Origin of the sequence: Actinoplanes sp. NPDC048796 (assembly GCF_040650035.1) — a bacterium.
In the GTDB taxonomy this organism is placed as follows: Bacteria; Actinomycetota; Actinomycetes; order Mycobacteriales; family Micromonosporaceae; genus Actinoplanes.
Genome location: NZ_JBEZGO010000001.1, coordinates 765,919 through 784,188, shown reverse-complemented (window position 1 = coordinate 784,188; position 18,270 = coordinate 765,919). Strand labels below are relative to the sequence as shown.

Here is an 18,270-nt window from a genome sequence, read left to right as displayed (position 1 = left end):
CCTGAGCGCTGGCAGTGACTGTCGCTGTGGGGCATCATGGCCGGACAGCGTCCCGTCAGGAGTGTGTGATGACCTCACAACTCGAGTTCGCGGCCCGATCCGCGTTCGCACAGGTGCTGAACGCCTGGCGTACGCGCAGAGGCCTCTCCAAGAAGCAGCTCGCCGCGTCGATGGGCTACCACCCGTCGTACATCAGTCACGTGGAGAGTCTTCGCCACCACCCGACCTTCGAATTCGCCTGCCGCGCCGAGGCGGTCCTGGCCAGCGGGTCCGAGATCATCGAGGCGTACACGGGCTGCCGCCCCAACGGCACGCTCGAGCCGGCCGCCCGCTCCGGCTACGAGCCCAGCCAGATGCTGCCGGCCACGATCGTCATCGAGGACGAGCTGGCCACCCTCACCTACACCGACGACTGGTACGTCTGCCGCGTCGAACGGCTGGTCCGCAACGTCGGCGACCGTCCGGTCACCACCTGCCCGGTACGCATCGACGTCGACCGGTTCCCCGACCAGCCCGGCGTCTCCCGGCAGCTCTACCAGGAAAGACCGCTGCGCCTGGCCGATCTCGACTTCGCGGCCGCGGCGGGCGGGGAGCCCATGGACGTACGGGTCACGCGCACCAGCGACGCGTACCTGAAACTGGCCCTGGTGTTCGGCAACGCCCGGGCCCGGTTCCCGCTCTACCCGGGTGAGCAGACCCGCGTGGCCTACTCCTACCGGGTGCCGGCCAGCCAGTACGGCCAGTGGTTCCAGCGGGAGATCCGCTTCCCGACCCGGGCCCTGACCGTGTCACTGCGGCTGCCCGAGTCGCTCGGGGCCGAGGTCGGGGCCGAGGTGCTGTCGTACGCGGGCATCAAGTCGTACACCCCGACCGTCGCGCACGGCGACGACGGCACGGTGCTGCACACGATGCGGATGCGCGAGCTGCTGCTGACCAGCCAGGTGCGGCTGCGCTGGCGGTTCGCGGCGCCGCGGGCCTCAGCCCCACGGGCGGCCTGAGCCGCGGTACTGCGACAGCGGGATGACCTCGTCACCGGCCGGCATCCGGTCGGTGTAGAAACGGCCCTCCAGGTGGTCGATCTCGTGGCCGGCGTGGCGGGCCAGCCCGCCGGTGAACCGCGTGATGACCAGGCCGCCGTCGAGGCGCCGGTGCTCGACCTCGACGCTGAGCGGGCGGTCGACCCGGCCGCGCACGTCGAAGAAGCTCATGCAGCCCTCGTACTGCACGTCGTGGCGCCGGGACTGGTCCACGACGCGCGGGTTGAGCAGCACGATCTCGCTGGCGCCGGGCTCGGCCGGGCGGATCACGGCGGCCGCCCGGTCGAGGCCGATCTGCGGCGCGGCCAGGCCCATGCCCTTGGCGAAGACGTGGGCCCGGGCGACGAGGTCCATCGAGCGGCGGATCCGGTCGATGATCTGGCGGGCCTCGGCGGCCTCGCGGGGAAGATCGAAGAGACGGGCCGGCGTACGCAGGGCGGGATCGTCACGCTGGAGGATGCCGATCGCCGCCATCCGGTGGGCTGGGGTGAGTTCTTTGGAAACCACGAGAACCCCTCGGTTTTGGTTCGGTCAGCCCTATTGATACATGGGCACGAGCTGAAAACCGCATGAACGGTCGTGAATGAGACCGTGAATGAAGGGGAGGACTCAGCCTGCGGTTTTACGCCCTCGGACGGCCCAGGCGGAGGCGGTCAGCGCGATGTCGCCGGACGCCGTGGCCGGCAGCCGGCGCCGCAAAGCGTCACGAATCCGGCTGCGTTCCCCGCTGTCCAAACCGGCCAGGTAGGCGGGCGCGGGACCGGTGGCGCCGAGGAACGGCGTCCAGTAGTCGTCGAAGCCGGCGAAGACCGTGGGGATCTCGATGGCACGGGTCCGCACCTCGTCGAGACCGGCTCGGGACCACGCTTCCCGCAGGGCATCCTCGCGGCAGATCGGAAATCTCGCACCCTCGTCGCGGTCGGGGGCGGCGACGTCCCAGAAGTGGCGCATCATCTGCATGCCGGAGGCATAGTTCCAGACGTACGCGGCCACGACCGCCCCGGGCGCGGCGACCCGCGTGAACTCGGCGACGGCGCGGGCCGGATCGGGCACGAAATTGAGGGCGAGGCCGCTCACGACCGCGTCGAAGGCGCCGTCCCGCAGGGGGAGCGCGGCCGCGTCGCCCGCGACCCGGGTGGCGTCCAGGGCTGATCGGAGGAAGCTCTGGGACGGGTCGACGCCGACGACATCCGCCGGGCCGGAGGCCAGGATGGCGGAGCTGAGCGCGCCCGTCCCGCAACCGGCGTCGAGCCAGCGGCGGCCGGCCGGGACACCGAGCCACTCGACGAAGAGCGGGGCGACCCGGCGGCTCCACCGCCCGACGTACGCCTCATAGGCGTCGCCGGCCGCCCAGACGTCGCCGGTCATGGGGTTGAAGGTAGGCCATCCGCCGCCGGGGTCGAAAGGGGTGCGCGGCCGCGACGGTCAGATCTGGCGGTCCCGGCCGGCGAAGAAGCCGGCGACGATCTGCGGGATCATCAGCAGGGTGACGAAGGTGAGCGGGGTTCGCCAGCCATCGGTGTGATCGTGCAGGACGCCGACCAGGATGGGGCCGGGAATGGCGAACAGGTAGCCGGTGCTCTGGGCGAAAGCGGACAGCTTCACCACCGTGGCGGGAGTGCGGCCGCGGAGCGCGATCATCGTCAGGACCAGCGGGAACGCCGTGTTCACGATGCCCAGCAGGACGGCCCACAGCAGCGGGGCGGCGGCCGGGTCCCACCACAGGCCGCCGTAGCCGGCCAGGCCGAACAGGCCCAGGCCGACGGCTATCCAGCTCTGGCTCCGGACCCGGCCGGCCAGCGACGAGAGCAGGAAACCCAGGGGCACGCCCAGGAACGAGGTCACGGCGAAGTAGACGCCGGCGCGCTCGGCCGAGATGCCGGCGTCGCGGTAGATCTGCGGCAGCCAGCCGATGATCACGTACGCCGAGGTCGACTGCATGCCGAAATAGACGGCCAGCGCCCAGGCCACCGGGTGGCGGCTCACCCGTACGGCCTCGGCCTTGGGAACCTCCGGAGCTCGGGTGAACGGCTGCCGCGCCAGCGGAAGCCAGGCCGGCACGGCCAGCACGGCCACCGCCGCCCAACAGGCCAGGCCCAGTCGCCAGTCGTCGCCGAACACGCTCGTGGTCAGCGGGACCGTGGTGGCGGCGGCCACTGTCGCGCCGATGTTCAGCGAAACCGTGTAGAGGCCGGTCATCGTGCCGACCCGATCCGGGAAGTACGCCTTCACGACCGACGGCAGCAGCACGTTCACCACCGCGATGCCGGCCAGCGCGACCAGGCTCAGAAGCAGGAAAAGAGCGGTTCCCGGCGCGTACGGGCGGACCGCGAGCCCGGCGGCCAGCACCACCATGCCGGCCAGGATCACGCGGGCCGGGCCGAACCGCCGGGCCAGCCGCGGCGCCAGGAAGCCGACACCGGCGAAACACACCGCCGGCACCGAGGTGAGCAGGCCGGCCACGCTCGAGCTCATGCCCAGCCCGGAGCGGATCTCGCTGAGCACCGGGCCGACGCTCGTCACGGCCAACCGCAGGTTGACCGCGGCCAGCAGCAGGGCGGCCACCGCGATCAAGCGGCCCTTGGTGGAGCTATGTGTCAGGTCTTCTTCGGCGGTCACCACTTACCTATCATCGACCGCCGCTCCGGGCGGCTTACGCCCGGTCCTGCTCCAGTTCCACCTGCTGGTTCCACTCGCGCTTGGAGGACTGCCAGCCGTCCTCGTTCAGGCCGCGCCGCCAGTAGCCCGAGATCGACAGCTGATCCATCGGGACACCGCGCTCGACCTTGAGGTACCGGCGCAGCTCCTTGACGAAGGTGGCCTCGCCGTGGACGAAGGCCTGCACGTCACCGTCCGGGAAGTCGAGGTGGCGTACGGCCTCGATCAGCAACTCGCCCGGGACGCGATCACCGCGGTGCAGCCAGGTGATCCCGGCCTCCGTCTCGATCTTCTGCTCCTCGTCGGGGCCCTCGACCTCGATGAACGCGGTCACCCGGGCGCCCGCGGGCATGCCCTCGAGGGCGGCCGCGATCGCCGGGAGGGCGCTCTCGTCACCGGCCAGCAGGTGCCAGCCGGCGTCGGCGCTGGGGGAGTAGCCGCCGCCGGGGCCCATGAACCGGAAGACGTCGCCGGGCTTGGCCCGGGCCGCCCACGGACCGGCCACGCCCTCGTCGCCGTGCACCACGAAGTCGACCCACATCTCGGGGACCTCGGGCAGCCACTTGCGGATCGTGTACGTCCGCACGACCGGCCACTGCTCACGCGGGAAGCTCTCGCGAATCGCGCCCATGTCGAACGGCTCGGGATAGGTGACGCCGTCGGCGGGGAAGAGCACCTTCACGTAGTGGTCGGTGCACCGGCCGGCGTCGATGGCCTTGAGGGCGTCGCCTCCGACCACCACGCGCACCATGTGCGGGGTGAGCTGCTCAACCCGGGTGACGACCGCCTCGGTCGCCGCGCGTGCCGGCCTGTTCGCCATGTCGAACCTCTTCCCTTGGGCGTCCGGTTGGTAAGGCTACCCTCAGTTTCGCCGTCAGCGCAGAAAGGGGCGGCCCGCACTCGGCGGGCCGCCCCTTCGATGCTTGCCGGTTGTTACTCCCAGGTGCTGCCCGGACGGCGGCGGCGGGTGAAGGCCATGATGGCCATGCCGGCCAGGAGCAGAACCGCGGCGCCGGCGATCGCGGCGAACGTGTTGCTGCCGGTCAGGGCGAGCAGGCCGCCCTGCTCCTGGTTGCCGCTCTCGGCCTGCACCTGCGCGACCTGCTCGGCCACCGGAGCCTTGTTGCCCGAGTTGAACTGGCCGTCCTCACCACTCGAGTAGGTGTAGTCGGTGCCGCCGGCCGCGGCGGCCGCCGAGCTGCTGGCGCGCGGCTTGGGCGCCTTGGTGGTCCGCGGCGCGGGCGCCTCGGTTTCCTGCGGCGTCTCCTGCTGCGTTCCCTGCTGCGTCTCCTGCTGGTCGGTGGTGTCCGGCTCGTCGGTGTCGCTCTTGGTGCCGCCGCCGTTGGCGGTGGCCGGCTTGGTCGTCGTGGCCGGCTTGACCGGGGCCTTGGTGGTCGCCGGGGTCGCCGGGTCCGGCGTGAAGTCGTCCTTGGTGTCGGCCGGGGTGCCGGGCGGGGCCTGCGTCGGGGCCTTGGTGGGCGGCTTGGTCGGCGTCACACCGCCGCCGTTGGTGCCGTTGCCCCCGGTGTTCCCACCGTTGTTCCCGCCACCGTTGTTCCCGCCACCGTTGTTCCCGCCACCGTTGTTGCCGCCGTTGTTGCCCCCACCGTTGTTCCCGCCGTTGTCGCCACCGTTGTTGCCGCCGTTGTTGTTGCCCCCGCCGTTGTTGCCACCGCCGTTGTTGCCCCCACCGTTGTTCCCGCCGTTGTCGCCACCGCCGTTGTCGCCACCGCCGTTGTCGCCACCGCCGTTGTCGCCACCGCCGTTGTTGCCGCCGCCGGTGCGGACGGTGATGCGGATGGCGTCGATGGCGGGTGTCTGGTTGGCGCGCTGCATCATCGGCACGCGGTGCGAGCCGTCACCGGCCCACGAGGCGCACTGGGCGGTGCCCTCGGTCGGCACGCCCGGCACGGTGATGCTCACCTCGTCCGGGGTGGCGCTGCCGCGGCTGTCCTCGGTCGCCACGAAGAACGCGGGGACCGGGTCCGGCGCCGGGGCGGCGTTGGTGTTCTCGAGCATCCGGCACGCGGTGTGGAAGTGGCCGCGCACCAGGCCGCCCTGCAGGACGGAGCTCTCCACGTAGTACCCGCCCTTGCCGGCCGCCAGGAAGCGGTCGCGGATCAGGTTGCGGGTGCTGATCTTGAGGGTGAAGGGGGTGTTCGGCGCCACCTGCCGGGGCGCGTCGGTGATCAGCAGGGTCGGGTTGTTCGCCGCCTCGCCGACCTCGCCGAACTCGGTGGAGACGCACCGGTTGCCGTTCTGGAAGCCGTCGTGCGGGGCCAGGTTGCTGTCGACGCACGTGTCGGTGAGGATCACCTGCCCGTTCACCACCTTGCCGGCGCCGCTTCCCTCGGGCCGGTCGTTGGTGGCGGCGTTACCGATCTGGGCGAAAGCGACCGCCGCGCCGGCGGCGGTGACGACCGCGCCGACCGCGAACAGCCGCCGGTTGCGTCCCGGCGGCGTGGCGGCCGCACGACGGTAAGCGGACCTGCGCATGCGCGATACCTCATCTTCCCTACAAATCCACCCGGCAACAATTCCCACCGGCACCCAGACGGTAGGAGCGCGCCCGCCGAAACGCAATTCCGCCAGCGAACTTGATGAATTCTTATCCGGGAATTAAAGAAAAGATATGCGACCACCCTCGAACCCCGGACATCGTCCGAACGGGGGATGCCGGGGGTTCACCAAGATCACGAAAAATTTCGCTGACCAGTGGCGATTCCTTAGCGTCACTAGATGGCTGCACTGTAGGGGCCGAACCTGAGAATAGCCTCGGAAGGTTACTGCGAAACGATTCTGGGTGACTATTCACCCGGCCAGATATGCCGCGCGCGATAAACATTCCGCAGGACGTCGAGGCGGTCGGTCATGATGCCGTCCACGCCCAGGTCGAGCAGGCGGTTCATCTCGTCCGGGTCGTCCACCGTCCACACGTGGACCTGGAGGCCCGAGCGGTGGGCGGTGGTCACGAACCGGCGGTCGACAATGGTCACCGGGCCCTGGCGCACGGGCACCTGGGCCGCCGCGACCGACGGGGGCGGGCTCACGCGTACCCCCGCAAGCGACGCCAAGCGCAAGCGGGCCACCCAGGCGGGACCCATCGACGTCGCCACCTCGGGGCCGGCCAGGGCGCGCAGCCGGGCGAGGCGGCGGTCGCTGAACGACGCCAGCAGGACGCGCTCGTTCGCGCCGGCCCGCCGGACGGCCGCGACAGTGGGCTCGGCGCCGGCCTCGGCCTTGACGTCGATGTTGAAGCGGATCGTGGGCCAGGCGTCGAGAACCTCGTCCAGCCGGGGGATCGCGGCCGCGCCCCCGATCCGTACCGTCCGCAGGTCGGGCCAGCTCAGGGCGCCGATCCGGCCGTCGGTGCCGGTGAGCCGCAGCAGTGAGGAGTCGTGGAAGACGACGGGGACGCCGTCGGTGGTGGCGTGCACGTCCGTCTCCACGTACCGGTAACCCAGGGCGACCGCGCGCGCGAACGCCTCGGCCGTGTTCTCGTCGCCCTCGGCGGCGCCACCCCGGTGGGCGAAGGCCAGCGGGGCGGGAGCGTCCAGAAACGCGAATCGGCGCACGGACCACAGCTTAGGAGCCGGGGTGGGCTAACCGGCCGACTGCCTCCCATTAGGGACAAATAGTCGAGGATCGGACCCGCGGCTCGGTGTGCTGCCCTACCTTAAGCGACGTCCCACTTGGGGCGAATAATCCGATTTGGAGCGCAGAACCGTGTCTTCTTCACGTTCCACGAGAATTGCCCGGGGAGGTCTGGCCGCCGCCTTCGCCCTGTCGATAGCGGCCGCCCTGGCCCCGGCGGGCGCCTCGGCGGCGTCCGACGACCCGTTGATCGACTACGAGACCTTCAAGGGCGCGTCGTCGACCCTCGACCGCAACGGCAGCGCCGACCTGATCTGGTCGTCCGGCAGCCGGGTCGACCAGCGGGTGCTGCGGCTCACCGCCGGTGGCTACAAGCAGATGGGCTCGGCCTGGTCCACCCAGAAGCTCGACGTCACGCGGTCGTTCGAGTCGACCTTCAAGGTCTACCTGCACCACGGCCAGCCCGGCGCCGACGGCGTCGCCTTCGTCGTGCAGTCGAAGGGCCCGCGGGCGCTCGGCGGCTGGGGCGGCGGCATGGGATACCGCGGTATCCGGCCCAGCGTCGCCGTCGAGTTCGACACCTGGCAGAACACCAACGACCCGAGCAGCAACCATCTGGCCGTGGTGCTCGGCGGCAACCCGGACCACCAGGCCGGCACGGCCGAGGCGGGCATCCCGCTGTTCGGCAAGCCGTTCGAGGCCCGGGTCGTCTACGACGCCGACGAGTCCCTGCTTCAGGTCTACGTCAAGTCGCTGAGCGCGGGGGCCGAGGAGCAGCTGGCGCTCGAGCGTGAGGTCGACCTGGCCGACGAGATCGAGCAGTCGGACGCGTGGGTCGGCTTCACCGCCGGCACCGGCACCGCCCTGTCCAAGCAGGACATCTACTCCTGGTCCGTCGACGGCTCAGGGGCCTGACCGAACAGAAACGCCGGTGCCGCCGGCCGAAGGCGGTGCCGGCTCCCCGGGGAACACACCACCGAGTCTTGGAGAACAGTCATGTCTACGGTCCCCTACGTCCGCCCCGAGGCCGGGACGGGAACCGAGCTACCGCCGCCGGTGGTCGTGCCCGCGAGTGAGCCTCTGGTCAGCGTCATCATCCCCGCCCTCAACGAGGCCAAGAACCTGCCGCACGTGATGGCCCGGCTGCCCGAGGTGGACGAGGTGATCCTGGTCGACGGTGGCTCGACCGACGACACCGTCGAGACGGCCCGCCGGCTGATGCCCGGCATCCGCATCGTCACGCAGAACCGCAAGGGCAAGGGCAACGCGCTGGCCTGCGGTTTCGCCGCCGCCACGGGCGACATCATCGTCATGATCGACGCCGACGGGTCGACCGACCCGAAGGAGATCCCCAGCTTCATCGCGGCGCTGCGCTCGGGCGCCGACTTCGCCAAGGGATCGCGGTTCAGTGGCACCGGCGGCAGCGCCGACATCACCCGCCTGCGCCGGGCCGGCAACCGCTGCCTGAGCCTCATGGTCAACGTCATGTTCCGCACCCGCTACAGCGACCTCTGCTACGGCTACAACGCCTTCTGGTCGCGCTGCCTGGACGTCTTCGACCTGGACAGCACTAGCCCGGTGCCGGTCAAGAGCCGCGACGGCCGGCTGTGGGGCGACGGCTTCGAGATCGAGACCCTGCTGAACCTGCGGGCGGCCCGCGCCCGGCTGCGCATCGTCGAGGTGCCCAGCTTCGAGCGCGAGCGCATCCACGGCGAGAGCAACCTGAACGCGCTCACCGACGGCCTGCGCGTGCTGCGGACCATCGCCCGCGAGTGGCCGCGCCGGCGCTCGGCCGGGGCCCGGCGCGCGCCGGAGCGGGCGCGGTGAGGATCGGCGTCGTCACGAACGCCTACCACCCGGACATAGGCGGGGTGGAGACGCACGCGCGCCGGCTCTGCGCCGCCCTGGTCGCCGCCGGCGACCAGATCGAGGTGCTCACCCAGCACGCCGCCGCCTCCGAGGAGGAGATCGACGGGGTTCTGGTACGCCGGTTCCCGCTCACCGTGTCGGCGGCCAACTACCGTTTCTCGCTTCCGCTGTGGCGGTGGTTGCGGCGTCACGCCGGGCGGTACGACGTACTGCACGCGCACAGCTACCACGCGCTGGCCGCGCTGCCGGCCGCCCTGACCAACAGCACCCCGCTGGTGTTCACGCCGCACTACCACGGCACCGGGCACAGCCGCCTGCGGGCGGCGCTGCATCCGATCTACCGCCCGGTCGGCCGCCGGATCGTGGCCCGCGCGGGCCGGATCATCTGCGTCACCCGGGCCGAGCGCGAGCTGCTGATCCGCCACTTCCCGGAGGCCCGGGACCGGATGGTGGTGGTGCCCAACGGCACCGACCCGGCCGCGATGCCGGCGGTGGACGCCGAGGAGGGCAAGTCGCTGCTCTGCGTCGGCCGGCTCGAGCGGTACAAGCGGGTCGACCGGGTGATCCGGGCGATGGCGCACCTGCCGGCGGACCACCGGCTCGACGTGGTCGGCGCGGGACCGGCCGCCGACGAGCTCGAGCAGCTCGCCCGCCGGCTCGGGCTCGGCCCGGAGCGGGTGGCCTTCCACGGGCGGCTGCCGGACGACGCCTTCGCCGGCCGGATGGCCAACGCGGCCGCGCTGGTCTCGGCCTCGGAACACGAGGCGTTCGGGATGGCCGTGGCCGACGCGCTGACCGCCGGCATCCCGACGGTGGCCTCGTTCATCCCGGCCCACCGCGAGCTGGCCGCGATGGCCGGGCCCGGGGTGCCGCTGTGGCTGGTCAACCCGGACGACGAGGCGACACTGGCCGAGGCGCTGCTGACCGCGGCCGAGGCGGAGCGGGCCACGCTGGGCCGGAACCCGCTGCCCACCTGGCATGACGTCGTCGTGGCGACGCGGGAGGTCTACGCGAGCGTCGCCCCGCCGGTCCGGGTCATCCAACAGGCCGGCCGATGACCCTGGTTCTGGCCCGCTCGGAGGAGCGGACCCGCCCGGCGCCCGCTCCGGCGCGAAGCCGTCCCGAACTGTGGTGCGCCGCCTCCCTGACCGCCGCCGGGGCGGCCGGGGCGGCGCTGCTGGTGGCCGCGAACCGCGCCGCCGAATGGGACCGGGGCACCCAGTTCGGCCTGTTCTGGCTGGGCCTGCTGGTCTTCACGCTGCCGGCCGTGTGCTGGGCGGTCCGCCGGTCGACCAGCCCCCGGCTGCGCGTCGCCGTGCTGGCCGGGTACGCCGGTTTCACGTTCCTGCCCAAGCTGCTGCGCAACCCGTTCGGGCCGCTCTACCACGACGAGTTCGCCCACTGGCGGCAGAGCAAGGAGATCCTGCTCGACGGCCGCCTGTTCGAGCAGAACCCGATCGTCAAGGTGGTCGGCGACTTCCCCGGTCTGCACTCGACGGTGGCCTCGGTCAGCGCGCTGACCGGCGTCTCGATCTGGCACGCGGCGCTGCTCGTGCTGGCCGCCGCCCACGTGCTCGTGGTGCTGGGGGTGACCGTACTGGCCGAGGAGATCTGGCAGGACGGGCGGATCGCCGCCGTGTCCGCGATCATCTACAGCCTGAACAGCTCGTTCCTGTTCTTCGACACCCAGTTCGGGTACGAGTCGCTGGCCATCGCGCTGCTGGTGTGGACGCTGGTGGCGCTGCACCGGGCGATGCGCGGACCGGCCCGCCGCTCCCGCGCCGGCTGGGCCGCGGTGACCGTGATGCTCTGCGGGGCCACCATCGCCACCCACCACCTGACCGCCATCGCCCTGATCGCCGTCATGATCATCATCTGCCTGGTCGTCACCGTCCGGGCCGTGCGCCGGGGCACCCCGGTCGCGGTGCCGATGACCGCGTGGGCCCTGACCCTCGCCGCGGCCGCGCTCGTGGTGGCCTGGCTGGCCCTGGTCGCGCCGCGCACCACTGGATATCTCGACCCGTACCTGGCCCGTGCCCTCGACCAGATCGCCGGGATGGCCGGCGAGGGCGGCGGTGGCGGCCGAACGCTGTTCCGCGCGTCGGTCGCGCCCTGGTGGGAGCAGGCGGCGGCGTTCGGCGCGCAGGGCCTGGCCGCGGTTGCGATGGCGGCCGCCGCGCTGCGGCTGCGCCGGGGGCACGGCACCGAGCCGGTGGCCCGCAGCGGCGCGCTGGCCATGCTCCTGCTCGGCTCGTTCTACTTCCCGGCGGCCCTGCTGATCCTCACCCCGTCCGGGGCCGAGGGCGCGCGGCGGTCGTGGGCGTTCAGCTACCTCGGTATCGCGCTCGTCGTCGCCCCGCTGGTGGTGGCGCTGCTCGACCGCCCGGCGCGCCGGGCCGGCAAGGCGACCGCGGCCGGACTGCTGCTGGTCGTCTGCGCGGTGGCGCTCGTCGGCAACACGGCGGCCGGGATGAACCCGTCCTACCGCTTCCCCGGCCCGCCGGTCTTCGGCTCGGACACCCGCTCGTCGATCCCCGAGGTGCGGGCGGCGTCGGCCTGGCTGCGGGCCACCCAGGGACGCGAGCTGCGGATCGTGGCCGACCGCTACTCCGGCCTGATCTTCGGCTCGTACGGCGGGCAGAACCCGGTCACCGGCTCGGTCACCTTTCCCACGTACGAGCTCTACCTCACCCAGCCCGGCCGGCCGGCCCCGCGCCAACTGCTCCAGCAGCTCAGTGCGTGGCGGTTCGGCTACCTGATCGTCGACAAGCGGATGGCCCGGGAGGTGCCGGAGATCCAGATCTACTTCGAGACCAACGAGCCGGTCCCGCACGACGGGCGGCCCGCGTTCACGCTGGGCCAGCTGACCAAGTTCGACAGGACCCCGTGGACCATCAAGATCTACGACAGCGGCAACATCGCGATCTACCGCTTCGACTTCGCGCGGGCCGGGCGATGACGACCTTCCGGCTGCTGCCGGCCGGCGCGGCCGGTCTGCTCCTGCTGGCGTTCGGCCCCGGCCTGCCACTGGTCTTCCCGGTCCTGCTGCTGGCCGTGCTGCTCGTCCTGGGCGAGCTGTGGTTGCGGGCGCTGGCCGCCGAGACCATGCCCGCCCTGGCCCGCCTCGGCCTGGCCACCGCGGCCGGCCTGGTCAGCCTGCCGTTCACGGCGATCGCCCTGCACGCGGCGGGCGTCCGCATCGAGGCCTGGTCGATCACGGCCGGGCTCGGGGTGATGCTCCTCGTGGTGACCGTCGTGGTGCTGGTCCGCGAGCGGACGGGCACGGTGGCGGACGATCCGCGTCTGGCCCGCACCGCCCTCGCGATCGCCGTTCCCGGTGTGCTCACGCTGGTCGTCGGGATTGCGGCGGTTCAGCTGTACGCCCGGATGCCGCACCCGCCGGAACCGGGGTACACGAGCCTCGCGCTGAACGGCTGGGCCGGTGACATCACCGGCCCGGTGCGCATCCCGGCCGGCGGCCTGATGCTGCCGCTGCGGGTGAGCAGCGCCGGTTCGCCGGCCGCGGTCGAGCCCCTGCGGGTCCGCGTCGGCGAGCGCCTGGTCTCGGCCCGCCCCCTGCGGATCAGCGCGAACACGACGCGGGCCCTGGAGGTATTCGTGCCGTCCCCGCCTCCGGACGGCTGCCTGCACCGCATCGAGGTCAGCCTCGGCGCCACCAGCACGGTCCTGTACGGCCGCGGAGCGGGCGCCGGCCACAACTCGGCGGCCGGGCGCGTGGCCGGGGCCGGGCCCGGAGCGAAGGCGGGGAGTGGGACGGCGGTCGCGCGCGGAACGAAGGCCGGGAGTGGGACGGCGGTCACGCGCGGAACGACGGTCCGGAGTGGGGTCGCGGGTGGACGTGGCGCGGTGAGCGGGCGCGGGGTCGGCGGGCGCGGGGTGGGCGCGTGCTGAAGGTCGTCGCGCGGGACTCGCTGGCCCGCAACAGTGTGCTGATCATGGGCAGCACGGTCGGCACGGCCGGGCTCGGCTACCTGTACTGGCTGCTCGCCGCGCGCGGGCTGCCGCAGCCGGCGATCGGCACGGCGACCGCGCTGATCTCGGTCGCCACCGTCGTCAGCATGGTGTCCAACCTGGGCGTCGGTCACATGTTCATCCAGCGGCTGCCCGGCGCCGACCTCGCCGCCTGGTCGCGGATCGTCAGCGCCGGCCTGCTGTTCGGCTGCTCGTCCACCGCCTTCGCCGCGTTCCTGGCGGCGGCCGTGCTGCCCGCGGCCGGGGCCAACTTCGCGTTCCTGGCCGGCGCCGGCGGAGCCTCGGCGCTGATCGTCACCGCCGTCGCGCTGACCGCGTCGACGCTGCTCGACTACGTCTTCATCGCGCACCGGGCCAGCCAGGGAATGCTCGGGCGCAACCTCGGGGTGGCCGTCGGCAAGGTGCTCACCCTCTCGGTGCTCGTGTGGGCCGGTGTGGGCGGCGCGGCCGCCGTGCTGCTGGCCTGGACGGTGCCCTCGGTGGCCGTCACCGCGTACACCCTGGGGGTCAGCCTGACCCGGCTGCGGCCGGGAGCGAAACTGGCCGGCGCCGGGATCGGCGCCGAGCTGCCGCACGTGCGCGGCTCGCTGACCGGCCACCACCTGATCAACCTGGCCCAGGCCGGTCCCAGCGCGCTGCTGCCGGTGCTGGTCACGGCCCGGCTCGGGGCCGAGGCCAACGGGCATTTCTACGTGGCCTGGATGACCGCCTCGGTGCTGTTCATGGTCTCGCCCGCGGTCGCCTCGGCGATGTACGCCGAGCGCGCCAACAAGTCGGCGGCCGGCCTGCGCCGGGCCGCCCTGGTCGTGCTGGCCGTGATCGGTGCGCCGGCGCTGGCCCTGTTCACCTGCGGCGATCTGATCCTCGGCCTGTTCAGTGCCGGCTACGCGGCCGAGGGCGAGCTGCTGCTGCGGATCCTCGTGCTGGCCGCCATCCCGGACGCCGTCACCAACCTGGCCGTGGCGCACTGGCGCTCGCTCGGCCGGTACCGCCGCTGCCTGCGGCTGAACCTGCTGATGGCCGTCACCTGCCTCTCCCTCACCTGGCTCTGGCTGCCCGGCACCGGCATCGAGGGCGCCGGCATCGCCTGGCTCGCCGGACAGTCCGTGGGCGCCGTCGCGGTGGCCGTCCACGCCGTTTCCCCGCTTTGGAGAAGAGTTGAAGATCCTGCACCTGTCCAACCTGTACGCGCCGATCATCGGCGGGCTTGAGCGCAGCATCGCCACCAGCAGCGAGGAGCTGGTCCGGCGCGGGCACGAGGTCACCGTGCTCACCCTGGCCACGCCCCGCGCGGCGCACGACGAGACGATCAACGGGGTACGGGTGAAACGCGTGCGCAGCGTGGCCAACACCGTCCTGCCCGGCATGAACGAGGACGCGGCCAAGCCGTTCCACCCGACCACGGCCGACCCGCTGACCATGGCCGCCCTCCGCTCTCTGCTGAGAGAGAACGACTACGACGTGATCCACAGCCACGACTGGCTCATGTACAGCTACCTGCCGCTGCGGTTCGGCCGCCTCGGCCGGCCGCACGTGCACACCGCCCACGACTTCGGGCTCACCTGCGTCAAGAAGACCTTCACCCGCGACGACCGCACCTGCGGCGGGCCCCGGCTCGGCCGTTGCCTGCCGTGCGCCTCCGGCCAGTACGGGCGGCCCCGCGCGGCCCTGCTCACCACCGCCCTGCGCGCGCAGCGGCACCGCGGCATCGACGCGCTCACCGCGATCTCGCCGGCCGTGGCCGAGGCCATCGGGCACGGCCGCGTCCCCGGCGACCTGCCGGTCAAGGTGATCAGCAGCCTGGTGCCGGACGGCCTGGACGAGCTGGCCCGCCGGACGCCGCGGCCGTCCTGGCTGCCGGACCGGCCCTACCTGCTGTTCGTCGGCGCGCTCGGCCCGCACAAGGGCGTCGACGTGCTCTTCGACGCCTACCAGCGGCTCGGCGACGACAAGCCGCCGCTGGTCTGCGTCGGCACGCCCCGGCACGACACCCCGCCCATCCCGCCCGGGGTGATCGTGCGGCACAACGTGCCCCACCACGAGGTGATGGCCGCCTGGCACGGCGCCGCGGCCGGCGTCGTCCCCTCCCTCCTCGAGGCGATGGGCCAGGTCGCGGTCGAGGCCCTGCTGGCCGGGGCCCCGCTGATCGCGTCGCGGACGGGCGGGCTGGCCGACATGATCCGCGACGGCGAGACCGGCCTGCACGTGCCGCCGGGCGACCCGGTCTGGCTCGCCGCCGCCATCGTCCGGGTGCTCACCCAGCCCGGCCTGGCCGACCGGCTGCGGGTGGCCGGTCACCAGCGTGGCCTCGACTACACCGCCGCGCGCGTCGTACCGCAGATCGAGGAGGTCTACCGTGAGTGCATCGCCTGACGACCGTCCGACCAGGATCGTCGTGGTCGGATCGGGCTGGCGGTTCCTCTCCGGAATCAGCTACTACACCTGCCGGCTCAGCAACGCCCTGGCCTCCCGGTACGAGGTCGGCGCGATCCTCATGCGGCAGCTGCTGCCGACCCGCCTCTACCCGGGGCGTTCCCGCGTGGGGCAGCGCCTGAACGACCTCGACTACGCCGACGGGGTGCGTGTCTTCGACGGGATCGACTGGTGGGCCGTGCCGAGCCTGATCCGGGCCGTACGGTTCCTGCGCTCCTTCCGGCCGGACGTGCTGGTGCTGCAATGGTGGACGGGGACGGTGCTCCACTCGTACCTGATCCTCTGCCTTGCCGCCCGGCTCTTGAAGATCAAGGTCGTGGTCGAGTTCCACGAGGTGCAGGACACCGGCGAGGCCGCGCACAAGTGGGCCTCGCTCTACTGCCGCAAGCTCATCCGTCCCCTGCTGCGCGGGACGGACGGCGTCGTGGTCCACTCGCGCTTCGACCGGGTCGCGCTTCGGCAGACGTACGACCTGACGGGCGTCCCGGACGTGATCGCGATTCACGGGCCGTTCGACCACCATGCTGTGCCGGCGCCCCGGGCTGCCGAGCCGGGCCGGCGCCGGCTGCTGTTCTTCGGCACCATCCGCCCGTACAAAGGCCTCGAGGATCTGATCGAAGCCTTCGCCTTGTTGCCGGACGACTATGAGCTCACCGTGGTGGGGGAGACGTGGGAGGGCTGGACGCTCCCGGCTTCGCTGATCGAGGCGTCGCCGGCGGCCTCACGCATCACCTTCGTCAACCGGTACGTGACCGATGCCGAGGTGGACGGATTCTTCGCGGCGGCTGACATGGTCGTGTTGCCGTATCGGCGCAGCTCGGCCAGTGGCCCGTTGCACATCGCGATGAGTCACGGGCTTCCGGTGGTGGTCACCGCGGTCGGCGGGCTGGTCGAGGCGGCAGAGGAATACTCGGGAGCTGTCTTCGCGGCTGCCGCGTCGCCTTCGGCGTTGGCTGCTTCGATCGAGGCCGCCATGTCCGACAAAGCGGGCAGGCGGCACACCGACCCCTCCTCGTGGGAGCGGTCGGTGGCATCGTTCGAGAGCTTATTTACTGAAATTGGGGTTGTTCCGGTCGGTCACGACGCTGTGATCACCGCGTCGTCGAACCAGACCGTGCCCTTGTTCTCGCCCGACTTGAGGTGAACCTGCATGCTGGCCGAGCCGACCGGGGCGACACCGTCGACCGCCAGCCTGGTCCAGCCCACGGTGCCGTTGGGCAGCGAGTTCGAGGACACCCCGCCCAGCCACTTGTCGTTGAGGTCGAACCAGCTCAGCGCGATCTGGGTGGCACCGGTGGTGGCGTTGCCCCGGGCCCACACCTCGGCGTGCCACTTCTGGTTCGACTTCACCGGGGTGACCGGGGAGACCCGGTAGGAGGGCGAGCCGGTCGCGGTCTTGCCGGTGTTGGACATGGTCACCGACCACTGGCCGGTACGGCGGACGGCCTGCGTCTTGGTGGCCAGGCCCAGCTCCGGCAGGTAAGCGCGCCACGGGCTCTGTCCGGCGGCCAGCTCGAAGCCCGGGTCCATCAGGTTCGACGGCATGGCCGCGCCGGCGAAACCGGCCTTGACCACGGCGGCCGCCGGCTTGGCGGTGCCGTCGAGACGGAACAGGCCGTAGTAGTACTGGCCGGGCAGCTTGGAGACGGCCGAGGTCGGGATCGAGCCCTGCGCCGAGTCGACCAGCGTCCACGGCGCGACCGGCACGTCGGCGATCTCGGCCGCCTCGAACACCCGGGCCAGGAAGGCCGCCTGCTCGCCCTCGGTGTTCTGCAGGGTGTTCAGGCCGGTCTCACCGATCACCATGGGCGCCGGGGCGACGGTGGCCTCGGCCTGGTTGATCATGGCGAGGGCGCGCTCGGAGTTGCCGTAGAAGTGGAAGTCGTAGTAGTCGATCGGGGTCGCGGCCAGCGCCGTCTTGATCTTGGCCATGCCCTTGGCGCCCTGGCCGCCGTCGACCGAGAACGTCAACGGCATGGTGGGGAAGGCCGAGCGTACGGCGGGAACGATCTTCTTGGCCCAGGCGACGGCGGCGGCGTTGTCCGGGTTGAACTCGTTCTGCAGCTCGACCGAGATGACGCGGTTGTCGTCCCGGTACGGCGCGAGCAGGGTCTTGGCCCAGGTGATGCTCCGGTCGACGTCGGTGTATCCGTCCCACCAGTCGAAGAGCGTGAACTTGACCGACATCCCCCGGGCGCCGGCCATGTCGACGAACTGGTCGAGGCGGCTGGCGTAGGTGGCCGACGGCGTGGGCCAGCCGAAGGTCGACGGGAAGACGATGAGGCGGACGTTCGTGGTGCCCAGCGCGGCCGCCTTGGCCAGGTCGGCGTCGATCTTGGCGGCGTCCCAGCTCGTCCACATCTTCGACCAGCCGGCGGCCGACGGGTAGTAGTTCAGCGTCTTGGCGTTCTTCACCGCGTTGAGGCGGCTGGCCAGGGTGGGTACGGACGTCGCGGCGGCCTTGACCGTGGTGGCCACGGCCTTGGCGGGGGTGGCCGCCTTGGCCGTGGTCTTCGCAAAAGCGGCGGAGTCCACCAGGCCGATGCCGAACAGCAACGACGAGGCCAGCACGGCGGCGCAGTGGCGAGGGGAGATCACGTAGGTCCCGGCCTTTCAGTCGGACGAACGGGGTGCGGAAGTGCCCCTCAATTCGGCGGACTGCGGACCGGGTGTCGAAGAGTGTTGA

Annotated in this window: 15 protein-coding genes and 1 pseudogene; 9 read left to right on the top strand and 7 right to left on the bottom strand. The window is 71.8% G+C overall.

Annotated elements, in window-relative coordinates; genetic code table 11:
* Positions 1 to 68: 68 nt before the first annotated feature.
* The gene (locus AB0C26_RS03680; RefSeq protein ID WP_360240958.1) at positions 69 to 998 is read left to right on the top strand and encodes a helix-turn-helix transcriptional regulator; all 930 of its coding nucleotides are present in this window, start codon (positions 69 to 71) and stop codon (positions 996 to 998) included.
* Here the strand turns inward: AB0C26_RS03680 and AB0C26_RS03675 are convergent.
* The 6 genes and pseudogenes from AB0C26_RS03675 to AB0C26_RS03650 form a co-directional block, all read right to left on the bottom strand.
* Positions 978 to 1,544 (bottom strand): peptide deformylase, encoded by a 567-nt coding sequence (locus tag AB0C26_RS03675; RefSeq protein WP_360240955.1) that lies wholly within the window; start codon positions 1,542 to 1,544, stop codon positions 978 to 980. The two genes, AB0C26_RS03680 and AB0C26_RS03675, sit on opposite strands and share 21 nt — an antisense overlap.
* 102 nt (positions 1,545 to 1,646) lie before the next feature.
* Positions 1,647 to 2,405, bottom strand: a complete 759-nt coding sequence (locus AB0C26_RS03670) for a class I SAM-dependent methyltransferase (RefSeq protein WP_360240952.1) — start codon at positions 2,403 to 2,405, stop codon at positions 1,647 to 1,649.
* A 57-nt stretch (positions 2,406 to 2,462) separates the two neighbouring features.
* On the bottom strand, positions 2,463 to 3,659 hold the full coding sequence (locus AB0C26_RS03665; RefSeq protein WP_360240949.1) for an MFS transporter: 1,197 nt from the start codon (positions 3,657 to 3,659) through the stop codon (positions 2,463 to 2,465).
* A gap of 31 nt (positions 3,660 to 3,690) precedes the next feature.
* Complete coding sequence (locus tag AB0C26_RS03660; protein ID WP_360240946.1) at positions 3,691 to 4,515, bottom strand: siderophore-interacting protein; 825 nt, start codon at positions 4,513 to 4,515, stop codon at positions 3,691 to 3,693.
* Positions 4,516 to 5,477: 962 nt separating this feature from the next.
* Positions 5,478 to 6,008: pseudogene (locus tag AB0C26_RS03655) on the bottom strand (Pecanex-like protein 1); the annotation flags it as partial.
* Positions 6,009 to 6,502: 494 nt separating this feature from the next.
* Positions 6,503 to 7,270, bottom strand: a complete 768-nt coding sequence (locus AB0C26_RS03650; RefSeq protein ID WP_360240943.1) for a glycerophosphodiester phosphodiesterase — start codon at positions 7,268 to 7,270, stop codon at positions 6,503 to 6,505.
* A gap of 151 nt (positions 7,271 to 7,421) precedes the next feature.
* Between AB0C26_RS03650 and AB0C26_RS03645 the strand changes: the two genes are divergently transcribed.
* The 8 genes from AB0C26_RS03645 to AB0C26_RS03610 all read left to right on the top strand — a co-directional run bounded on the left by AB0C26_RS03645 (position 7,422) and on the right by AB0C26_RS03610 (position 16,728).
* Positions 7,422 to 8,204: an L-type lectin-domain containing protein gene (locus AB0C26_RS03645; RefSeq protein WP_360240940.1), complete on the top strand. Its 783-nt coding sequence runs from the start codon at positions 7,422 to 7,424 to the stop codon at positions 8,202 to 8,204.
* Between the two features lie 81 nt (positions 8,205 to 8,285).
* Positions 8,286 to 9,116: a glycosyltransferase family 2 protein gene (locus AB0C26_RS03640; RefSeq protein ID WP_360240937.1), complete on the top strand. Its 831-nt coding sequence runs from the start codon at positions 8,286 to 8,288 to the stop codon at positions 9,114 to 9,116.
* Positions 9,113 to 10,216, top strand: coding sequence for a glycosyltransferase family 4 protein (locus AB0C26_RS03635; RefSeq protein ID WP_360240934.1), 1,104 nt, complete (start codon positions 9,113 to 9,115; stop codon positions 10,214 to 10,216). The genes AB0C26_RS03640 and AB0C26_RS03635 overlap by 4 nt, the downstream gene beginning before the upstream one ends.
* Positions 10,213 to 12,117: a hypothetical protein gene (locus tag AB0C26_RS03630; RefSeq protein ID WP_360240931.1), complete on the top strand. Its 1,905-nt coding sequence runs from the start codon at positions 10,213 to 10,215 to the stop codon at positions 12,115 to 12,117. Before AB0C26_RS03635 ends, AB0C26_RS03630 begins: the two co-directional genes overlap by 4 nt.
* Entirely contained in the window at positions 12,114 to 13,070 is a 957-nt protein-coding gene (locus AB0C26_RS03625; RefSeq protein WP_360240928.1) for a hypothetical protein, read from the top strand. Before AB0C26_RS03630 ends, AB0C26_RS03625 begins: the two co-directional genes overlap by 4 nt.
* Positions 13,064 to 14,362, top strand: coding sequence for a sugar transporter (locus AB0C26_RS03620; protein ID WP_360240925.1), 1,299 nt, complete (start codon positions 13,064 to 13,066; stop codon positions 14,360 to 14,362). The genes AB0C26_RS03625 and AB0C26_RS03620 overlap by 7 nt, the downstream gene beginning before the upstream one ends.
* Positions 14,310 to 15,524: a glycosyltransferase family 4 protein gene (locus tag AB0C26_RS03615; protein ID WP_360240922.1), complete on the top strand. Its 1,215-nt coding sequence runs from the start codon at positions 14,310 to 14,312 to the stop codon at positions 15,522 to 15,524. Before AB0C26_RS03620 ends, AB0C26_RS03615 begins: the two co-directional genes overlap by 53 nt.
* A complete protein-coding gene (locus AB0C26_RS03610; RefSeq protein ID WP_360240919.1) occupies positions 15,508 to 16,728 on the top strand; it encodes a glycosyltransferase in 1,221 nt (406 codons plus the stop codon). Before AB0C26_RS03615 ends, AB0C26_RS03610 begins: the two co-directional genes overlap by 17 nt.
* Here the strand turns inward: AB0C26_RS03610 and AB0C26_RS03605 are convergent.
* The gene (locus AB0C26_RS03605) at positions 16,662 to 18,182 is read right to left on the bottom strand and encodes a cellulase family glycosylhydrolase (protein ID WP_360240916.1); all 1,521 of its coding nucleotides are present in this window, start codon (positions 18,180 to 18,182) and stop codon (positions 16,662 to 16,664) included. The two genes, AB0C26_RS03610 and AB0C26_RS03605, sit on opposite strands and share 67 nt — an antisense overlap.
* Positions 18,183 to 18,270 lie beyond the last annotated feature (88 nt).